General features: G+C 39.0%; 14 protein-coding genes and 1 pseudogene. 12 read left to right on the top strand and 3 right to left on the bottom strand.

Annotated features, from left to right (window positions below):
• Positions 1 to 19 precede the first annotated feature (19 nt).
• From D1367_RS11965 to D1367_RS30745, 4 genes and pseudogenes are all read left to right on the top strand, one after another.
• Entirely contained in the window at positions 20 to 391 is a 372-nt protein-coding gene (locus tag D1367_RS11965; protein WP_118166653.1) for a hypothetical protein, read from the top strand.
• Positions 392 to 402: 11 nt separating this feature from the next.
• On the top strand, positions 403 to 681 hold the full coding sequence (locus D1367_RS11960) for a hypothetical protein (RefSeq protein WP_118166652.1): 279 nt from the start codon (positions 403 to 405) through the stop codon (positions 679 to 681).
• A 2-nt stretch (positions 682 to 683) separates the two neighbouring features.
• Positions 684 to 1,133, top strand: a pseudogene (locus tag D1367_RS33085) (HNH endonuclease).
• 117 nt (positions 1,134 to 1,250) lie between these two features.
• Positions 1,251 to 1,403 carry a hypothetical protein gene (locus tag D1367_RS30745; RefSeq protein WP_181985152.1) on the top strand — a complete coding sequence of 51 codons (153 nt, stop codon included), beginning with the start codon at positions 1,251 to 1,253 and terminating at the stop codon, positions 1,401 to 1,403.
• 251 nt (positions 1,404 to 1,654) lie between these two features.
• On the opposite strand, the gene D1367_RS11950 is transcribed toward D1367_RS30745, so the two are convergent.
• The gene (locus tag D1367_RS11950) at positions 1,655 to 3,736 is read right to left on the bottom strand and encodes a cation:proton antiporter domain-containing protein (RefSeq protein ID WP_118166651.1); all 2,082 of its coding nucleotides are present in this window, start codon (positions 3,734 to 3,736) and stop codon (positions 1,655 to 1,657) included.
• 377 nt (positions 3,737 to 4,113) lie between these two features.
• On the opposite strand from D1367_RS11950, the gene bchM reads away from it, so the two are divergent.
• The 3 genes from bchM to D1367_RS11935 all read left to right on the top strand — a co-directional run bounded on the left by bchM (position 4,114) and on the right by D1367_RS11935 (position 6,595).
• Positions 4,114 to 4,800, top strand: coding sequence for a magnesium protoporphyrin IX methyltransferase (gene bchM / locus D1367_RS11945; protein ID WP_118166650.1), 687 nt, complete (start codon positions 4,114 to 4,116; stop codon positions 4,798 to 4,800).
• An 849-nt stretch (positions 4,801 to 5,649) separates the two neighbouring features.
• Positions 5,650 to 6,135, top strand: coding sequence for a hypothetical protein (locus D1367_RS11940; protein WP_118166649.1), 486 nt, complete (start codon positions 5,650 to 5,652; stop codon positions 6,133 to 6,135).
• Positions 6,136 to 6,214: 79 nt separating this feature from the next.
• Positions 6,215 to 6,595 carry a DUF423 domain-containing protein gene (locus D1367_RS11935; protein ID WP_118166648.1) on the top strand — a complete coding sequence of 127 codons (381 nt, stop codon included), beginning with the start codon at positions 6,215 to 6,217 and terminating at the stop codon, positions 6,593 to 6,595.
• Between the two features lie 37 nt (positions 6,596 to 6,632).
• On the opposite strand, the gene D1367_RS11930 is transcribed toward D1367_RS11935, so the two are convergent.
• Positions 6,633 to 7,412 (bottom strand): nucleotidyltransferase domain-containing protein, encoded by a 780-nt coding sequence (locus tag D1367_RS11930; protein WP_220451034.1) that lies wholly within the window; start codon positions 7,410 to 7,412, stop codon positions 6,633 to 6,635.
• Here D1367_RS11930 and egtC point away from each other — a divergent pair.
• From egtC to D1367_RS11910, 4 genes are all read left to right on the top strand, one after another.
• Positions 7,411 to 8,199: an ergothioneine biosynthesis protein EgtC gene (egtC, locus tag D1367_RS11925; RefSeq protein WP_118166647.1), complete on the top strand. Its 789-nt coding sequence runs from the start codon at positions 7,411 to 7,413 to the stop codon at positions 8,197 to 8,199. The two genes, D1367_RS11930 and egtC, sit on opposite strands and share 2 nt — an antisense overlap.
• 290 nt (positions 8,200 to 8,489) lie before the next feature.
• Positions 8,490 to 9,524 (top strand): L-histidine N(alpha)-methyltransferase, encoded by a 1,035-nt coding sequence (egtD, locus tag D1367_RS11920; protein ID WP_118166646.1) that lies wholly within the window; start codon positions 8,490 to 8,492, stop codon positions 9,522 to 9,524.
• Between the two features lie 388 nt (positions 9,525 to 9,912).
• Positions 9,913 to 10,137: a hypothetical protein gene (locus D1367_RS11915; RefSeq protein ID WP_118166645.1), complete on the top strand. Its 225-nt coding sequence runs from the start codon at positions 9,913 to 9,915 to the stop codon at positions 10,135 to 10,137.
• Between the two features lie 1,987 nt (positions 10,138 to 12,124).
• Positions 12,125 to 13,294 carry a PAS domain S-box protein gene (locus D1367_RS11910; RefSeq protein ID WP_118166644.1) on the top strand — a complete coding sequence of 390 codons (1,170 nt, stop codon included), beginning with the start codon at positions 12,125 to 12,127 and terminating at the stop codon, positions 13,292 to 13,294.
• A gap of 213 nt (positions 13,295 to 13,507) precedes the next feature.
• On the opposite strand, the gene D1367_RS11905 is transcribed toward D1367_RS11910, so the two are convergent.
• Positions 13,508 to 14,197, bottom strand: a complete 690-nt coding sequence (locus D1367_RS11905) for a CPBP family intramembrane glutamic endopeptidase (protein WP_118166643.1) — start codon at positions 14,195 to 14,197, stop codon at positions 13,508 to 13,510.
• A 519-nt stretch (positions 14,198 to 14,716) separates the two neighbouring features.
• Here D1367_RS11905 and glpK point away from each other — a divergent pair.
• Positions 14,717 to 16,231: a glycerol kinase GlpK gene (glpK, locus tag D1367_RS11900; protein ID WP_118166642.1), complete on the top strand. Its 1,515-nt coding sequence runs from the start codon at positions 14,717 to 14,719 to the stop codon at positions 16,229 to 16,231.
• Positions 16,232 to 16,517 lie beyond the last annotated feature (286 nt).

Genomic DNA, 16,517 nt, shown 5'->3' with positions numbered 1-16,517 from the left:
TTTTTGTTTGATATTTATAATGAACCAAATTCAAGATTTACATAAACAAGCAATGGACTTTGCTGAAATAGCACAAGTTGCTAAACTAAAAGGCGACTCTGTTTTAGCCTTAGAACTCTCCAGACAAGCATTTGAAAAAGAACGGTTAGCAGCAGAATTAACAGTAAGTAATCTTGCAGCAGAACCAACACGTTCAGTATTGTATCGTAGTGCAGCAACTTTAGCAATTGACTGTGGAGAAATTACCACAGCAGAACGTTTAATTGCAGTCGCTTTATCAGGAAATCCACCCCAAGAGATTGCAGAAGAACTCAAGGATTTATTTGTGCAGATTAATATCGATAAATATTTTGCCCGTCGTGGCATTGTATTTGATAAAGCTAAATTGTAATTTTGGATGATATGACACCTCCATTGCTACCAAACCTTCAAAGTCTACCCGCTACCTTTCCTTTAGAAGGTGCAATCAGTATCAAGTTGCAAGAGGGAATACCTATATTTAAAGCTTCTAACATTGTCCAAAATCGTATTGCAGCTTTACTAGCCAAACAAGAAATTTCTCCACTCCACCCACAAGAAGAACAAGAGCTAGATAGCTATGAAGAAATTGACGATTACCTAAGTTTTCTCAATCGTCTAGCTAGAAATATTTTACAAAATCCCAATAATCAGACTGTGTAAAAGTGGCTAGTCGTAAAATTCCCGATGCAATTCAGCAACAAGTACGTCAGCGAGCCTCTGAATTGTGTGAATATTGCCACGCTTCAGAAAAGTGGCAGTATGTATTATTCACAGTAGATCATGTTATTCCTTGAAGTCAAAACGGCAAAGATACTATAGATAATTTGGCTTTAGCCTGTTTCCATTGTAACCGCAGAAAATCAGCCAAAACCACAGCCATAGATCCTGAATCTGGTTTAGAGTTTCCTTTATTTAATCCAAGAGAAAGTCTCTGGAGTGAACATTTTATTTGGTCTGCTGATAAACTTAAAATTAATGGGCTAACACAAACTGGCAAAGCAACAATAGCTGCACTAAATTTAAATCGAGAAAGAATTGTAAATATTCGTGCTGCTGACAAAGTAGTTAACCGTCATCCTCCACCAGAAGATCCTATTGAGGATATGAGTTAATTCATCAACATCATTGCAAATAGTGCGATCGCAAGTTCAACAACCCATCAGATACTCGACATTTTCGGAATTATGAGGCTTACCGCTCATTTGAGCTATTGTTATCTAAAGAGCAATTTGAATGATAGTTATAAAACTATGCGATCGCTCTTGTCAATTCCCATCACTGATCTAAGGCAATACAGTTCAGTTAAGCCCAAAAACCTTGGTAAAGACGCGAAATTTCGCGTCTCTACAGGTCTAAAATTAGTACCAAAAATCCTTAACTGAACCGTATTGTGATCTAAGGGACTTCCAAGTAAAAAAATATTCCATTGCTATTGTTCACTGTTGACCGTTGACGGTTCACGAGTTTTCAGTCAACAGTCAACAGTCAACAGTCAACAGTCAACAGTCAACAGTCAACAGTCAACAGTCAACAGTCAACAGTCAACGACTTGAATGTGGAATAATTTATTTTTTGGAGTTCCCTAAAAGCGATCGCCAGTCTTTTCTCTTTTTAGTGGCGTTGACTCCCTACATCACGAATGAGGTTCTCCCAACAACACAATTGAACAGGTCAATTCTCGAAGTAACTGCGTTGTCACTTCGCTGACGGCTAATCCACCTGCTGTGCGATAACGAACGGAACGTAACACCGCTAAATCAAATGCCTGAGCCTCCCGAATTATGACTCTAGCAACATCATCACCCTTGATTGTTTGGATATTCGTATTCACCTGTAACTGACCTTTAGAAGTAATATCAGACAATTGAGATACAAAGTTTTCTACCCGATTCGGTGGTGTTTTGCGAGCAGATACGTGTAACAACACAACTTCTGCTTGATTAACATCAGCCAAAATCTGGGCAAATCTCAAAGCGCCTATAGTTTCTCGCGTTAAGTCTCCAACTGGTACAAGAATTCTTTGAATTGTCTTGGGACTACTTAAGAGGCGTGTTACTGCTACTGGACAGTGAGAAGACCAGAAAACGCTATCAATTACATTACCAAATAAACGGGCACGCAAACCTGTTGTCCGCGACCAACCCATCACTATTAAACTAGCATTTTGTTCTCGACTGGTGCGGCTAATCCCCAAAGCTGCATCATCATCAATCCGAATTGCTGGTAATACTTCCACATCAAATTCTTGACTGATTTCTTTAGCTAATTTCAATCTTTCCCGGCTTTGGTCGAGTGCTGTTACTAATTGTGGATCATCCATCTGAATATGTGCTCTAGTAATAGCTAATGGCACAATTCTTCCAGATTCATGACTAGCCAGTAGCGCTGCCATTTCTATTAAATAGCGCTGGGTTTGGGGGTTGTATATTGGCACTACTACAGTAAATGGATATTCGTTTTTATCTACTTGCTCATCTTCATTACCTTGCCACCAAGTTGTCAAACTATCAGTTTCAAAATCTGTCTGAGAAAGCTGTAGTGAAGGAGCAAATCGTGCTGTTATTATAGGGCCCAAAATAGCTGTCACCAGCATAAGCACAATCACACTGTTTAAGACAGCTTCACTGATTAAGCGCTCACCAGCAGGATTTACAGTTTGATAAGCAACCAACGTTGCTGCTAGTGTGGCTGCTACCTGTGGTAATGACAATGACCACATCGTTAGCAATTCTGCTGTGTTATAGCGATACAATAATTTAGCTAACAATGCCGCTATAAATTTGCTGCCAATCAAAGCCACTACAATTACTAGAGTCAGCCAAATTGAACTGAGGGTTTTGATAAATGCAGGAATATTAATCAATAATCCCATGTCCACAAAGAAACAAGGGATAAATAAAACACTACCAATAAACTCGATTTTTTCTTTAACTGGGCTACGTCCCAGAACGTCGTTGACAGCTAAACCTGCTAAAAAAGCACCAACAATTTTTTCAACTCCAATTACCTGCGCTCCAACAGATGCCAAAAATAATGCTAGTAAGATAAACAAAAACTGCTTACTTTGTTCATCCCCAGAGCGGCGAAAAAACTCTTTTCCTGCCCAGTCAAAGCCAAACAGGACAACAGCAGTGTAAATTGCTAATCCACCTAATAAAATCGCTAAACTCATGGCGGAGAATTGTCCTCCATGAATTCCAACACAAATAGCTAATACTAGCAAAGCACCTGTGTCAGTAAAAATTGTGGCACCAATCGTGACGGTTACAGCTTCATTGCCTACCACTCCCAAACGACTCACAATTGGATATGCTAAGAGGGTATGAGAGGCCAGTAAAGAACCAATTAGGAAGGAGGAATTCCAGCCAAAATTGAATAATCTTCCTGTAGCAATGCCAGCAATCATTGGAACTAAAAATGTTAAAGTGCCAAACCCAATTGAGCGATTTCTAGTTTTACGAAACTGCTCTAAGTCAATTTCTAACCCTGCTACAAACATCAAATAAAGCTTGCCGATCTCCGAGAGCAGATTGATAGTTTCAGACTCAGGGTTTAATAACTTTAGTCCATTTTGCCCTAGTAATATACCTGCCACCAACAACCCCACTAATCCAGGTAGCCGTAATCGCTCAAATATAGGAGGTACAGTAAAGATTACTGTTAGGAGAATTGTAAATGCAACAATAGGACTGTCTGTTAGGGAGTTTAGTGCCATGTTTAATAATTAAACCTAAATAGTAAATTTACTTTTATAAGAAATTTTACTTAAAATTTTTCATAATTTCAGTTTTATTAGTTACAATAAATTAAATATTTAACAGCATAAATGTTGCGATCGCAATTACGATACCACCTAAAGAAGGGGTTGTCTACATCTACAGGTTGAAATAAGAATAGAATTTATAGTAACGAAAAAATGAATGAATAAATAGTAAAAAATGGCTCATACCGTTTATCCTTTGAATGATTAGAGGCGCAAAGATGTGCTAACCGACTTCTGTGCGCCATATCTATAAAAATCTGGAAGACCGTTCTTATGGGTTCCTATCAATGATAATTTTAAGCATTGGGAACCCCTAAAAATCAAAGTTTATGAACGTAGCCGACGATAAAACGATTGTTCGTGAGTATTTCAATTCCACCGGATTTGACCGTTGGAAGCGAATCTACGGCGATGGCGAAGTCAACAAAGTCCAACTAGACATCCGCAATGGACACCAGCAAACTGTGGATACAGTTCTCGGCTGGCTGAAGGCTGATAACAATTTACCAGAGCTATCAATCTGCGATGCTGGGTGTGGTGTCGGTAGTCTCAGCATCCCTCTAGCGGTAGATGGTGCGAAAGTCTATGCCGCCGATATTTCTGAAAAAATGGTGGAAGAAGGCAAGGATAGAGCCAAGCAAACTTTGCCAAATGCCGAAAATCCGACTTTTGCCGTGCAAGATTTGGAATCGTTGAGTGGTAGTTACCATACCGTTATTTGCTTGGATGTTCTCATCCACTACCCCCAAGAAAAAGCGGATGAGATGATTTCTCACCTCTGTTCTTTAGCACAGTCGCGGATAATTCTCAGTTTTGCACCGAAGACCTGCGCCCTAAGTATACTCAAAAAAATTGGCAGTTTCTTTCCTGGGCCAAGTAAAGCGACTCGTGCATATTTGCATCGTGAGGCTGATGTGGTGAGAATCTTGGAAAGCAATGGCTTTTCATTGGAACGAAAAGCGATGACGAAGACTCGTTTCTATTTTTCCCGCCTACTTGAAGCTACACGCAAGTAAGTTTAGAATCGCAGCAAGATAAATATTAGGGACTTCCAAGTAAAAAAATATTCCATTGCTATTGTTCACTGTTGACCGTTGACGGTTCACGAGTTTTCAGTCAACAGTCAACAGTCAACGACTTGAATGTGGAATAATTTATTTTTTGGAGTTCCCTTATAGCTTTGCTGCGATTTAAAAATCTCAAGGCTTAACACTGGTAAGTATTCTAGTACAGCGATCGCTCTGATTTGGAGCATGAACAATTATGATAGCGATCGCACAGCCATATTTAATTAATAAAGCCAAAATTTATCACTGATTTAACTGTCTTTTTGGATTTCACGGAATGAACGATAGGGTTTAAGGAACTTTCGGGGTTTAAGTCCCCTGTCTCTACAGGCAGCACGTTTTGTGTCGGGGTCTAAATCCCCGTCATAAAACGTAATTACGAATTACGAATTACGAATTACGAATTATTTTAATACCCCAACAATCTGTTTGTTGCAAGTTTTGGGTCGGGGTCTAAATCCCCCGAAGTTTTGTGGACGGAAACCGTCCCCACAACAGCACTCAACTCTTAGAGACGCAGCGCGTTCGTCACAAAACTTAATTACGAATTACGAATTACGAATTATTTAACCTAATATCTTACCAAATAAATGGAATCAAACGAGAACTAGATTGTTGATACTCTGCATACTCTAGATACTTGACAGACATTAGAGAGTTTGTAACACCTGAAGCAATTTAAGCAAAGATCGTTAAAGCAAGAATCACGCGACTTTGAGTCGTGTGAGGTTCAAATATTGGAACCTTTGCGAAAGTCAGGTTAAAATCGCTAGCAAAGTGTAAATCTAAAGTGTAACTATGAAAACTGCTGAAAAATTGGCCGCAGCTTGGCTACTGACAATGGGATTTATGTTTATAACTCTATCAGCAGCAGAGGTATTTAATAAAACGACTACGGAAAAATCAATCACGCTACCCTTAGCTTGGGATGGTTCGATTGAGTTCTCACCAACAAATACTCCTGTAATTGACGATACTACGGTAGAACGTCTAATTTTTGGCATTCCTACACTAACACTAGGGGCATGGTTAGCATTGGGATTATACCGTCAAAGCCGACAGGAGAAAAAAGCGCTTAATCAACAAGTTAGCGATCGCCTGCAATCGATTTTTTATGAGATGCTAAAAGAAAATCATGGGCGTATAACTGTTTTAGGCTTTGCAATGCAGTCACAACTACCCGCAGCCCATGCTAGGCAATATTTAGATGAAAAAGCTAAAGACTTCAATGCAAACTTTAAGGTGAACGAAGAAGGGGCCGTATCATATCATTTTGATGTCTAATTGTCATTTGTCCTTTGTTATTAACTAATGACTAATGACTAATGACCAATGACTAATAATTAACTTACGGCTAGGTCTAATGACGCAGATTTTTTTGAGTGTAGCTGCTATTTTAGGCGGTTTGTCAGTTGCTGCTGGTGCTTTTGCTTCCCATGCCTTACGGGAAAAGATTAGTGAGCGATCGCTAGAAATTTTTGAAACTGGCGCTCGTTACCAAATGTATCATGCTCTAGCACTTTTTCTCGTAGCAATACTAATTAGTCGCACCGAATTCCCTCAACCCACTCTCGTAGCCAGTGGATGGCTGTTTATCATTGGCATTGCTATTTTCTCAGGAAGCTTGTACGCCCTTAGCTTAACCGGTATTAAATCTTTAGGAGCGATCGCACCATTAGGCGGCGCAGCTTTTCTTGCTGCTTGGGGTACTTTAGCTTTTGCCGCTTGGAATTTGAAGTTGTAAAGTAACAAGAATATTTTTCTACAAACAAAGTTATGAATTATGAGTTGTTAACTTGTAATTCATAGCTCCTCATTCTCAGGCGTACCAACAAATTATGCAAATCCGCATTCGCTGAAGGTACTTCAGGTAATGGGCTAGATTGATATGCCTCCTGCAAATTATTACGCAGATGTTCATATTCTATTTGATGAAAAGCTACATTAATATCTGACAAAATAGACTTTTCTGTACCTGCTAACTTCTGGGCAATTAAATCAGGAATATATGGTAAATTAAAAACCTCATTCAGCTTAATTAAGTTAACTTCAAGTATCCCTGTTTGCATCAGATGAATCCCAGTTAATAGAACTCGATAAACATAAAGTAATGGCTTGATTCGATGTGTCTGTTCTTGATTAAAAAGTTTCCATTGTGTTGCAGCAAAACCAAGATAGTGGTAACTATGATGACGGGTAATGCAATTTTTAGCAATAAATTTTAATTCTTCATGTTCGGGTGAAGTGGTTAATATTAAAGGTGAATACAGTTGTTCTAATACGTAACCATTCTTTTTAAGTAGCATCAAAAAGAATTTTTTGACATCATGAGTAACTAAATCAATTTCCAAAGATTCCCGAACTTCTGAAACTTCAATAGTTTCACTCCCAGTCTCTAAGCCCACCACTTCTCTAACTGGTAAAATATGCACACCACGTAAGTCATAATCAGAATCAGGTGACGGAAAACCATATAAGTGAGAACCACTGATGATGGTGAATAAAAGCGGGTAAGGCTGTTGCCCAATAATTGTGTTAATAGAAGGTGGAATATTCATCATGGGTCGTTTACTTGCTTACCTCGGTTCGCCTGTTTCTTTAGATCATCTTTTGTATAAACCAGAACACTCACTGATACTCCAGAGCTATCAACCCCGCGAAATGACCTCTGGGGTAGTAAATGCAGATGGCTTTGGTGTGGGTTGGTATCATAGCCACAAAGATATCGAACCCTTTACATACAAAAATACCCTACCTATTTGGAATGACATAAACTTACCCAGTCTCAGTCGTTACGTTGAATCAAAGTGTATACTTGCTTATGTTGGTAGTGGTACATCCGAACAAGCCGTAAATTTTATTAATTGTCAGCCCTTTAACCATCAACAACAGCTATTTATTCACGATGGACAAATCGAAAATTTTCGCAAAACATTACACAGAAAAATTCGCAGCACTTTAACTCAGGATTTTTACGAAAAAATTAATGGAAGTACTGACTCCGAACACATTTTTGCATTGTTACTTTCACAAAGTAAAATTAACAAACATCGATCTCCAGAGTATGCTTTACGTACTACATTATTAACACTATTAGAGATGGCAAAGCGCTATCAAGTAGAAGCGTCAATCAATGTAATATTTAGTGACGGACATCGCCTGATAGCTTCTCGCTTTGCTACCACTTCCCCGGCTCCATCTCTTTACTGGATTCGAGATGATCCAACTTTTTCAAAATCTGTAATTATTGCGTCGGAACCTTTATTTATAGGTAATTGGATTGCTTTTCCAGAAAATAGCATCATTACTGTAGAAGCAGACTGTGAGATCAAAATTGAGCAAATTTAGTCTGAAAGAGTCTATTTTTCAAACCTTCTTTGAATGTCGCTCAAAAACTTTTGCACTATTTCAGGATATGGACGAAGCCACATTCTGTAGTCAGTCTCATCTTGACTTTAACCCCGTTGGCTGGCACTGGGCCTTATTGTCATTTGAATCGGTAAATTCCTAAAAATACCTTTAACGCTTAAGCTATATAGCTCAAGCATGATTTTATTAGCTATGGCTATGTGTTTCACTAATTAGAGTAAAGATTTGCCATCATAGGTAATCTATTACGCCAAGCATACGGAGGCTTAATGTCGATATCTAAAGCTGTAAACAGGAACGTTACTTTTCAAAACACCGTTGAAAAACGCTTGCAGATGCAGCGTTTGATAGGAGCAACTCAAATAGTTGCACCTAGTACTGGGAGCGATGTAGTGAAGGGATTAACTCAAACATCTAAATCTCTACCCCCCTGTTACTTTTATGATGACCGTGGTTCTGAGCTATTTGAGCAAATCTGTGATTTACCAGAATATTATCTCACACGCACAGAAACAATGATTTTACAGCAGTATGCTGGCGAAATTGCCAAGATAACTGGCGCTTGTGAATTAGTAGAACTTGGCAGTGGCAGTTCTACCAAAACCCGCATTTTACTAGATGCCTACCAGCAGCTAGACTATCCCCTGTACTACTTACCAATTGATGTGTCTACAGGTATCTTGGAAAGTAGCGCCAAGCAGTTATTAAAAGATTATCCTTTACTGCAAGTTTATGCTTTAGCGGGAACCTATGAATTAGCCCTTGCAAAACTCCTACCGACACAATTATCCAGCAGGATGATTTGTTTTATTGGTAGCAGCTTAGGTAATATTACACCTAATGAGTGTGATGTATTCTTCTCTCAAATTACAGAAGCCCTACAAGTAGGTGAGTATTTCTTGTTGGGGATAGATTTACGAAAGCCGAAACAGATTTTAGAACCAGCTTATAACGACAGCCAAGGAGTGACGGCAGCATTTAACCTCAATATGCTGGAGCATTTAAATCAACGGTTTGAAGGGAATTTTGACACCACCCAGTTTGAACACTGGGCATTTTACAATGAAAGTGAGCATCAAATAGAAATGCATTTACGCAGCCTGCGATCGCAAATTGTAGAATTACGCGCTCTTAACCTCAAGGTTAATTTTGCACTAGGTGAGACTATCCTCACCGAAATTTCCCGCAAATTTGACCTCAATATTATCAAGCAGCAACTCACCGCACAGGGTTTATTACCTCTTCATGTGTGGACAGATGCAAATCAATGGTTTGGTTTATTGCTCTGTCAGCTGCAAGCATAAAGCAAATCAGGATATGCCTCATATATACTAGACGTATCCGAAAATGAATGTAGAGACGTTGCAATACAACGTCTCTACAAGGGTTTCAGGTAACGCGTAATTAATTTATGGAGATGTGTACTGGTTCTGAGTTGAGTCCAATATAGACATAACAAAAGTAGCCCCAACACTAGAAGGGTTGGGGAATAACATTTGAGTGAGTCCTTATATTGCATACAAACGCGCTATAGATGATATTCGTCCCACCCCAACAACAGAGAACAATGAATCTCTCTCACAATTAGTATTTTCACCAGTTTTCGTTGTATATTATGTGTTGATGAATATCTCTATCAGCCCAAATGAGTAAACTAAATATTTAGCCCCTGATTATTGCTGCATCGAAGGTGTGGGAAAAATTCTGCTGAATATAGGAAGCCGTGGCTTCGGCTTAGTTGCAGTTATATTGGCATTAGCACCAGAAGAGTTATTGCCTGCCTCAGAGAGCATAGGTGGTTTACTATTAGTAGAATTGGCAAAATCACTCAATTGGATAGCGGAAGCTGAATTTGAAGATATGGAAGTAATATTCTCAGTATTTTGGCTGTTGGATTTTACCGGAGTTTCAGCTTGAGATGGAGTAATGATGAAAGCCGAGCTTGTTCCTAATACCAGTATTAGCAGATTAGAAATATATTGTCGCATGGGGATTTCTCAAATCGGTTAATAAATGTTTAAAGCTTCAAAAAGTTGTATTTGTTCTCAGTTGGAAATAAAACCGTGATTTTCCAAGAGAAATCACTCCGCCGTTAAAGAAAACCTAATTACAGCGATTTTTAGATGAATTGACTAGTAGCTATGCTTTAGATTTGAACGCAGCTTAGTACATCGATTCACTCACAAAAACTTAACCCCTTCATTTACCTTTACAACAAGGTAATGGAAAGCTAAAGTTTACTCTCCTTTTAGAGAGGGGTTATTCTATAATTACGGAATCGATCTTATAGAGAGCCGGTAAATAGATACACCTGAAATAATTGACATTTATTCATCAATTAAGCCAGCACAACTATTAATAATTTAGTTGTATTCTTTGATTATTGAAATAGAAATTTTACTGAAGTTTTTGAAAAATACAATTTTCAGTAAGTCAGCTAATAAATCACATATTTAATGAACTAAAACTAACAATATATAAAGTCTTCATAAAAGCTGACTTTTATGAAGTTTTTTTTATAAAAGTACGTATATGCGTTCAGGAAGAATACTACAGCAGTTTTCAGTTATTTAAATCACGACTGAGACGGGAAGTAGTGAGTTGGGAGTCGTGTAATTCAATTACTTGATCAGCGCTGTAAACTGAAGTAAGTAAAAAAAAGTGATGAGATGAGATTTTATAGTATTTACACCTCACCTATCACTCCTTATAACTTGCGCGTTAATAAGCTGTTACGCATTTTTAAATTACAACAGCTTACTGGTTGATTTATCCTCTAACTAAAGAAGCGGATACTTGTTAAGTTCTTCTGTGATATCCTATACAAATATTTTTAACTTATTAATATCCATTAGTCTTACTCTTGCTTATGCCAGATAGTTCCTTAATAGATTTGTGAAAATCGAAAAGCTCAGATTTCCGACTTTTCTAAGAAGTCAGGAATCTTTTTCTTCAAAAAAATGTCTTCATAAGCACAAATAAACTTAACTTAGACTATATATCTTTGGTAGTAGTAGCTTGATGCTTGTGAGGGAAGTTGAGGAAAAGATTATCAGTTATTCTGAGTAATCATGGAAACAATTATTATTAGCACTAAATCATTCATTGGGAGAATGAGAAAGTGGGTTAAACAAGAATAGGAACCAATACTGCGTAGGTTTTGAGTCTATCCCCCCAACCCCCGATAAATTGGGGAGCTTATTTTCCCCCAATTTATCGGGGGACTAAGGGGGATCTTCAATGACTATGCACCAAAACCTACGCAGTATTGGAATAGGAACTTAAAGTTGAGATCCAGAGTTTTCTAACTGTGTTGTTTTATCTAATTTCTCTGCAAGCCATAATTGTGACTGGCTTATAACTTTAATCACAAATTAGCATAATCTGAGGTCAGAGGATTTTGGATTTGTATTTAGCTGAGTTTAACAAATCTTCCCACTATAGGTAGAAATAATCCTTAGCAAAATGCTGTAAGCTTTTTTGTAAAAAAACATCTGAGTGCAAAAGTTATCAATGGACACTCTTTAATTCCCTAGATTCAATCTGCTTTGATCGTTTAGGTTAAATGCAATACATGTAATTTACAAAACTATACCACATGTAGTGCTATGAGACATAAGTTGTTGAAAACCTAGAATAGACATACGGGACTTCCAAGTAAAAAATATTCCATTGCTATTGTTCACTGTTGACCGTTGACGGTTCACGAGTTTTCAGTCAACAGTCAACGACTTGAATGTGGAATAATTTATTTTTTGGAGTTCCCTACTGTTATAGGTTCTATTGAATAATAATTACAGTTCAGAACTAGTTGAATTTATAATATGGAATGCTGCAATTTTTCCAATAATTTACCTAGTAGATTTTTTGCTTCGACTCTGCAAGTAAGTAGCGGGAATTTAAGGTGAACATAGAAAAATTTATCCAACGCTCAGAAACATTGCACAATCGTTTGGCAGATTTATATCAAACTGCTAGTGTATTACCTTGGATTTCACCTGATCTGCTACCGCAAGCTTTTAAGGAACTCTATAACACCTCAAAGGTAGTGCAGTTAGCAGCAGAGGAACTCCATCAGCAAAATGAGGAACTATTACAAACACGGAATTGCTTAGAAAAAGAACGCCAACACTATCAAGAATTATTCGAGTTTGCGCCTGACGCTTATTTAGTGACTAATACACAAGGAATCATTCAAGAAGCTAACTTCACCGCAGCTAAATTGCTCAATATTTCAAAGCAATTTTTGGTGGGCAAACCAATGATTAACTTCGTCCCTCTAGAAGAACGTCAGCATCTCCGTAACGAACTTATCGAACTATCTCAATCAGACAGAGTTAAAGAGCTATTGATACGCTTGCAACAACATCATGGCGAGTTATTTGATGCAGCTTTGACAGTGGCAGTTGCCCGGAATGCGCAGGGTAAGGCAACCTCTTTACGCTGGGTGTTACGTAATATTTCTGAACGGAAAGGAGCAGAATCAACAGTTGTCAAAAACGATAGCAACCTCTTGTACGATCGCGCTGTGCAAAAATATTCTAAAGGAGAAACTATTCCCCTTAACCCATTAGTAATTTTGTATGTTTGTCAGGGTTTGGTCAAACTTAGTACTTACTGTGAAACGGGTGAAGAAGTTTTAATAGGATTGGCAACACCAGAAATGGTTTTTGGCTCTAGTTTGACATCTCTAAACATTTACCAAGCAACAGCCCTCTCTGATGTTGAGTTGGTGTCAATTTACGCAGCAGAGATAGCAGCTTCCCCCAACCTGAGCCATATCCTTTTACCAAAAATTAATCAGCGCTTACGCCAAACAGAATCTTTTTTAGTGATTTGTGGAAGACGACGGGTACAAGAGCGCTTACACCATTTATTACAACTTTTAAAACAGGAAGTTGGTGAAACTGTGCCGGAGGGAAGTCGCCTAAGTGTTCGCTTTACTCACGAAGATATTGCTAGCGCTTGCTGCACTACCAGGGTTACAATTACACGATTGATCGGCAAATTACAAGAAGAAGGTTTAATCAGTTTTGACTTAAAAAAACACATGATTTTGAGAGGGTTTAATTAATTAATTACTTTCTTGTAGATTGATGACTTATAATTCAATACGGTTCAGTTAAGCGCTATTTCTACTAAATCGTGGGTTTTAAGACGCGATAAATCGCCGTCTCTACAAGTGTTTTGGTCTTATCTGAACTGTATTGACTTATAATTTTTAATTTTGAGTTTGAAATTTGGAGCGATCGCGTTGCTTCTCTAAGTAAGTGACGCGACATCTTTGTTAAGCAAAAATAAGTTGCCAGCCAATTAGGAAAATTGCTATATCTGCAAAAATATGGCTGATGTATCCAGGCCAGATTGAGCAATAATTTAAGTAGCACCATGACCAAATCGCTCCTGCTAAAAACACGCCCAATGAGCATAATGTTGTCGCACGCCAGTCAAAGTAAGCTGCCAAACCAACAATGTGATGGATTGTAAAAAACAGTGCAGATAGTATTACAGCTAAAGGACTCGATACCAATATTTCACATTGGCGATAGACAAACCGACGCCAGACAAATTCCTCAAGTAAAGAATTGACAAATATCCAGTACGCTGAACCTACTAAGTAAACTACAAAACTGTCCAATCCAACTTGCGTTGCTCTATCACGAACATATTCAACATCTATCCACTTTGCGCCCAGTAGCCAATAAACAATCAACATGATGCATAGCATCAGTAGCCCTAATCCGACTCCAGCTAACAAATCGCGTCTTTTAGGATATTCGGCTTTTAAATTCTCTTTATCGATAAATAACAACCAAATAATGGGTAGTACCAACATCCAAATTTTAGATAATAAAGCTACTAAATGTCCTTTCAAGCCGGGGAGCATATACAGTTGAGTTGCAACACCAATGCTCGGAACTGGCACAAGCAATAACAGAGCTAGTAGTGCATTTCGATTTAGGTTAAGTTTGAACATGCTAAAGTTTTGTTGTATTTTGATAGTTTCTGACAATTCAGGTCATCTGGAAAACCTCTCTCCTAAAAGGAGAAAGACTTTGAATTTTCCCCCTTCCCGCCACGGGAAGGGGGTTAGGTTTTTGGTGGACTTTTCCACATAACCTGAATTGTCAGCGATGGTTTGAAATTTTACTATTACTTTTGATATGCGAAGTATAAAACTTTAGTATCATAATCAAATTTGAAGAAAGTGACACTTTGTACGTTGTCACAGAAATTAATACTAAAACTAGTATAAAGTTGTGTGTAATATTCCCTCGATCGCAGCATTTATATCATGATTTTTTGTGTCGATTTACTTACACATAATTAAAATGCACAGCGTCCTGCAACGTTGTGAAGGATCTGGGATTTGAGGCGGACACAGCAAGGTAAGCGCAACGCTATGTCAACAGGGAATTTAAAATGTACCCAAAATAATGTATATCTAATTTGACGTGTATTGCTAAAATCGCCTACACAGCATGTCAAAGCAGCTATGCATACACTTGGCAACACAACTCCATCATTGGGCTACATCTTAGCACTGGACTTAGGTACAACAGGCAACCGCGCCTTTGTATTTAACGCAGACGGCAAGATTCTTGGGCAGGCATACAAAGAACTAACTCAGTATTATCCTCAGCCCGGATGGTTAGAACATGACCCTCAACAAATTTGGCAGGATACGTGTTGGGTGATGGAAACCGCAATTGGCAATGCCCAGATTGCTCCATCTACGATCGCAGCCTTGGGACTGACTGTACAGCGCGAAACCTGTTTGATTTGGGACAAAACTACTGGTAAACCACTCCATAAAGCGATTGTCTGGCAAGATCGCCGCACTGCTCCCCTTTGCCACCAATTGCAACAGCAAGGCTACGCTAACGAAATTTACGATCGCACCGGGTTAATCATCGATGCCTACTTTTCTGCTACTAAGCTCAGGTGGCTATTAGACAAGTTTACAGATGTTGACCTGAACAATGTCTTAGCAGGTACTATTGATACCTGGGTGCTGTGGAACCTGACAGGTGGGAAAGTCCATGCTACTGATCACAGCAACGCCAGCCGGACAATGTTGATGAATCTCAAAACTTGTGAGTGGGATGAGAATTTACTGGAGCTATTTCAGATTCCGGCGCATATTTTGCCCCAGATTCAGCCGAGTTTAGGAGTATTTGGAGTTACTGATGCTACTTTGTTGGGCGCTGAAATTCCCATTACTGCCATTTTGGGGGATCAACAAGCTGCTCTATTTGGTCATGGCTGCGATCGCCCCGGTTTAATGAAATGTACTTACGGGACTGGTAGTTTTTTAGTCGCTCATACAGGTGATCAAATTGTGCGATCGCACCATCAACTTATTTCCACAGTGGCATGGACACAAGCAAATCCGAAGGGAATTTTAGATGTAGGCTATGCCTTAGAAGGTAGTATGTTTACTAGTGGAGCTTGTATTCAATGGTTACGCGATCGCCTGAAGCTGATTAAAACTGCTGCTGAAAGTGAAGCGATGGCAAATCAGGTAGCAGATAATGGCGGAGTTTACTTTGTGCCTGCATTTAGTGGGCTAGGCGCACCTTACTGGGATATGAGCGCGAGGGGAGCCTTTTTCGGCATTACCGCCAGTGTACAACCAGAGCATCTAGTTCGCGCCGTATTGGAAGCGATCGCTTATCAAGTTCTAGAAGTAGTACAGGCGATTAATGCATCTAGCAGTACTCCAGTTGGGCGATTAACGGTAGATGGTGGTGCTTGCGAGAATAATTTTCTGATGCAGTTCCAAGCTGATATATTAGGTATTCCAGTTGAACGTCCGGTAATGCGCGATACGACCGTTCAGGGTGCAGCATTTGCAGCAGGTTTAGCTGTAGGATTTTGGGAGAGCTATGAAGCACTGGTGGAACAACGACAAATTGAACGGGTGTTTGAGCCGGGGAGCGATGCCCCATTATCCAACTTTGCTACTTGGCAAAAGGCAGTGAAACGCACTCTCGCTTGGGAGGAGTAGCCGTTCACCTGAACAATTAACGGTGGAAACACGTAGAGACGTAGCATTGCTACGTCTCTACAAAAGTTCTAAATAACACATATTTAATTTCTGGAGATGTCTATTGTTGAAGCACAAAAATCAGATTGTAGCTTTGATAATTTCTCAGTAAGCTAAAAATCTTTTAATTTGCATCCTCAAAAAAATGAATCTCTTGTGGGGTGGGCCGAAAAGCCCGCCCTAGTTGTGCAATCTTATTTGCGCGACAGTAAAACAATCTGATTAATTGTTTTGCTCCATCATCAAG

The organism is Nostoc sphaeroides (assembly GCF_003443655.1).
In the GTDB taxonomy this organism is placed as follows: Bacteria; Cyanobacteriota; Cyanobacteriia; order Cyanobacteriales; family Nostocaceae; genus Nostoc; species Nostoc sphaeroides.
Note: the sequence above shows the minus strand (reverse complement) of the source record. Positions and strands in the feature narration are given on the sequence as shown.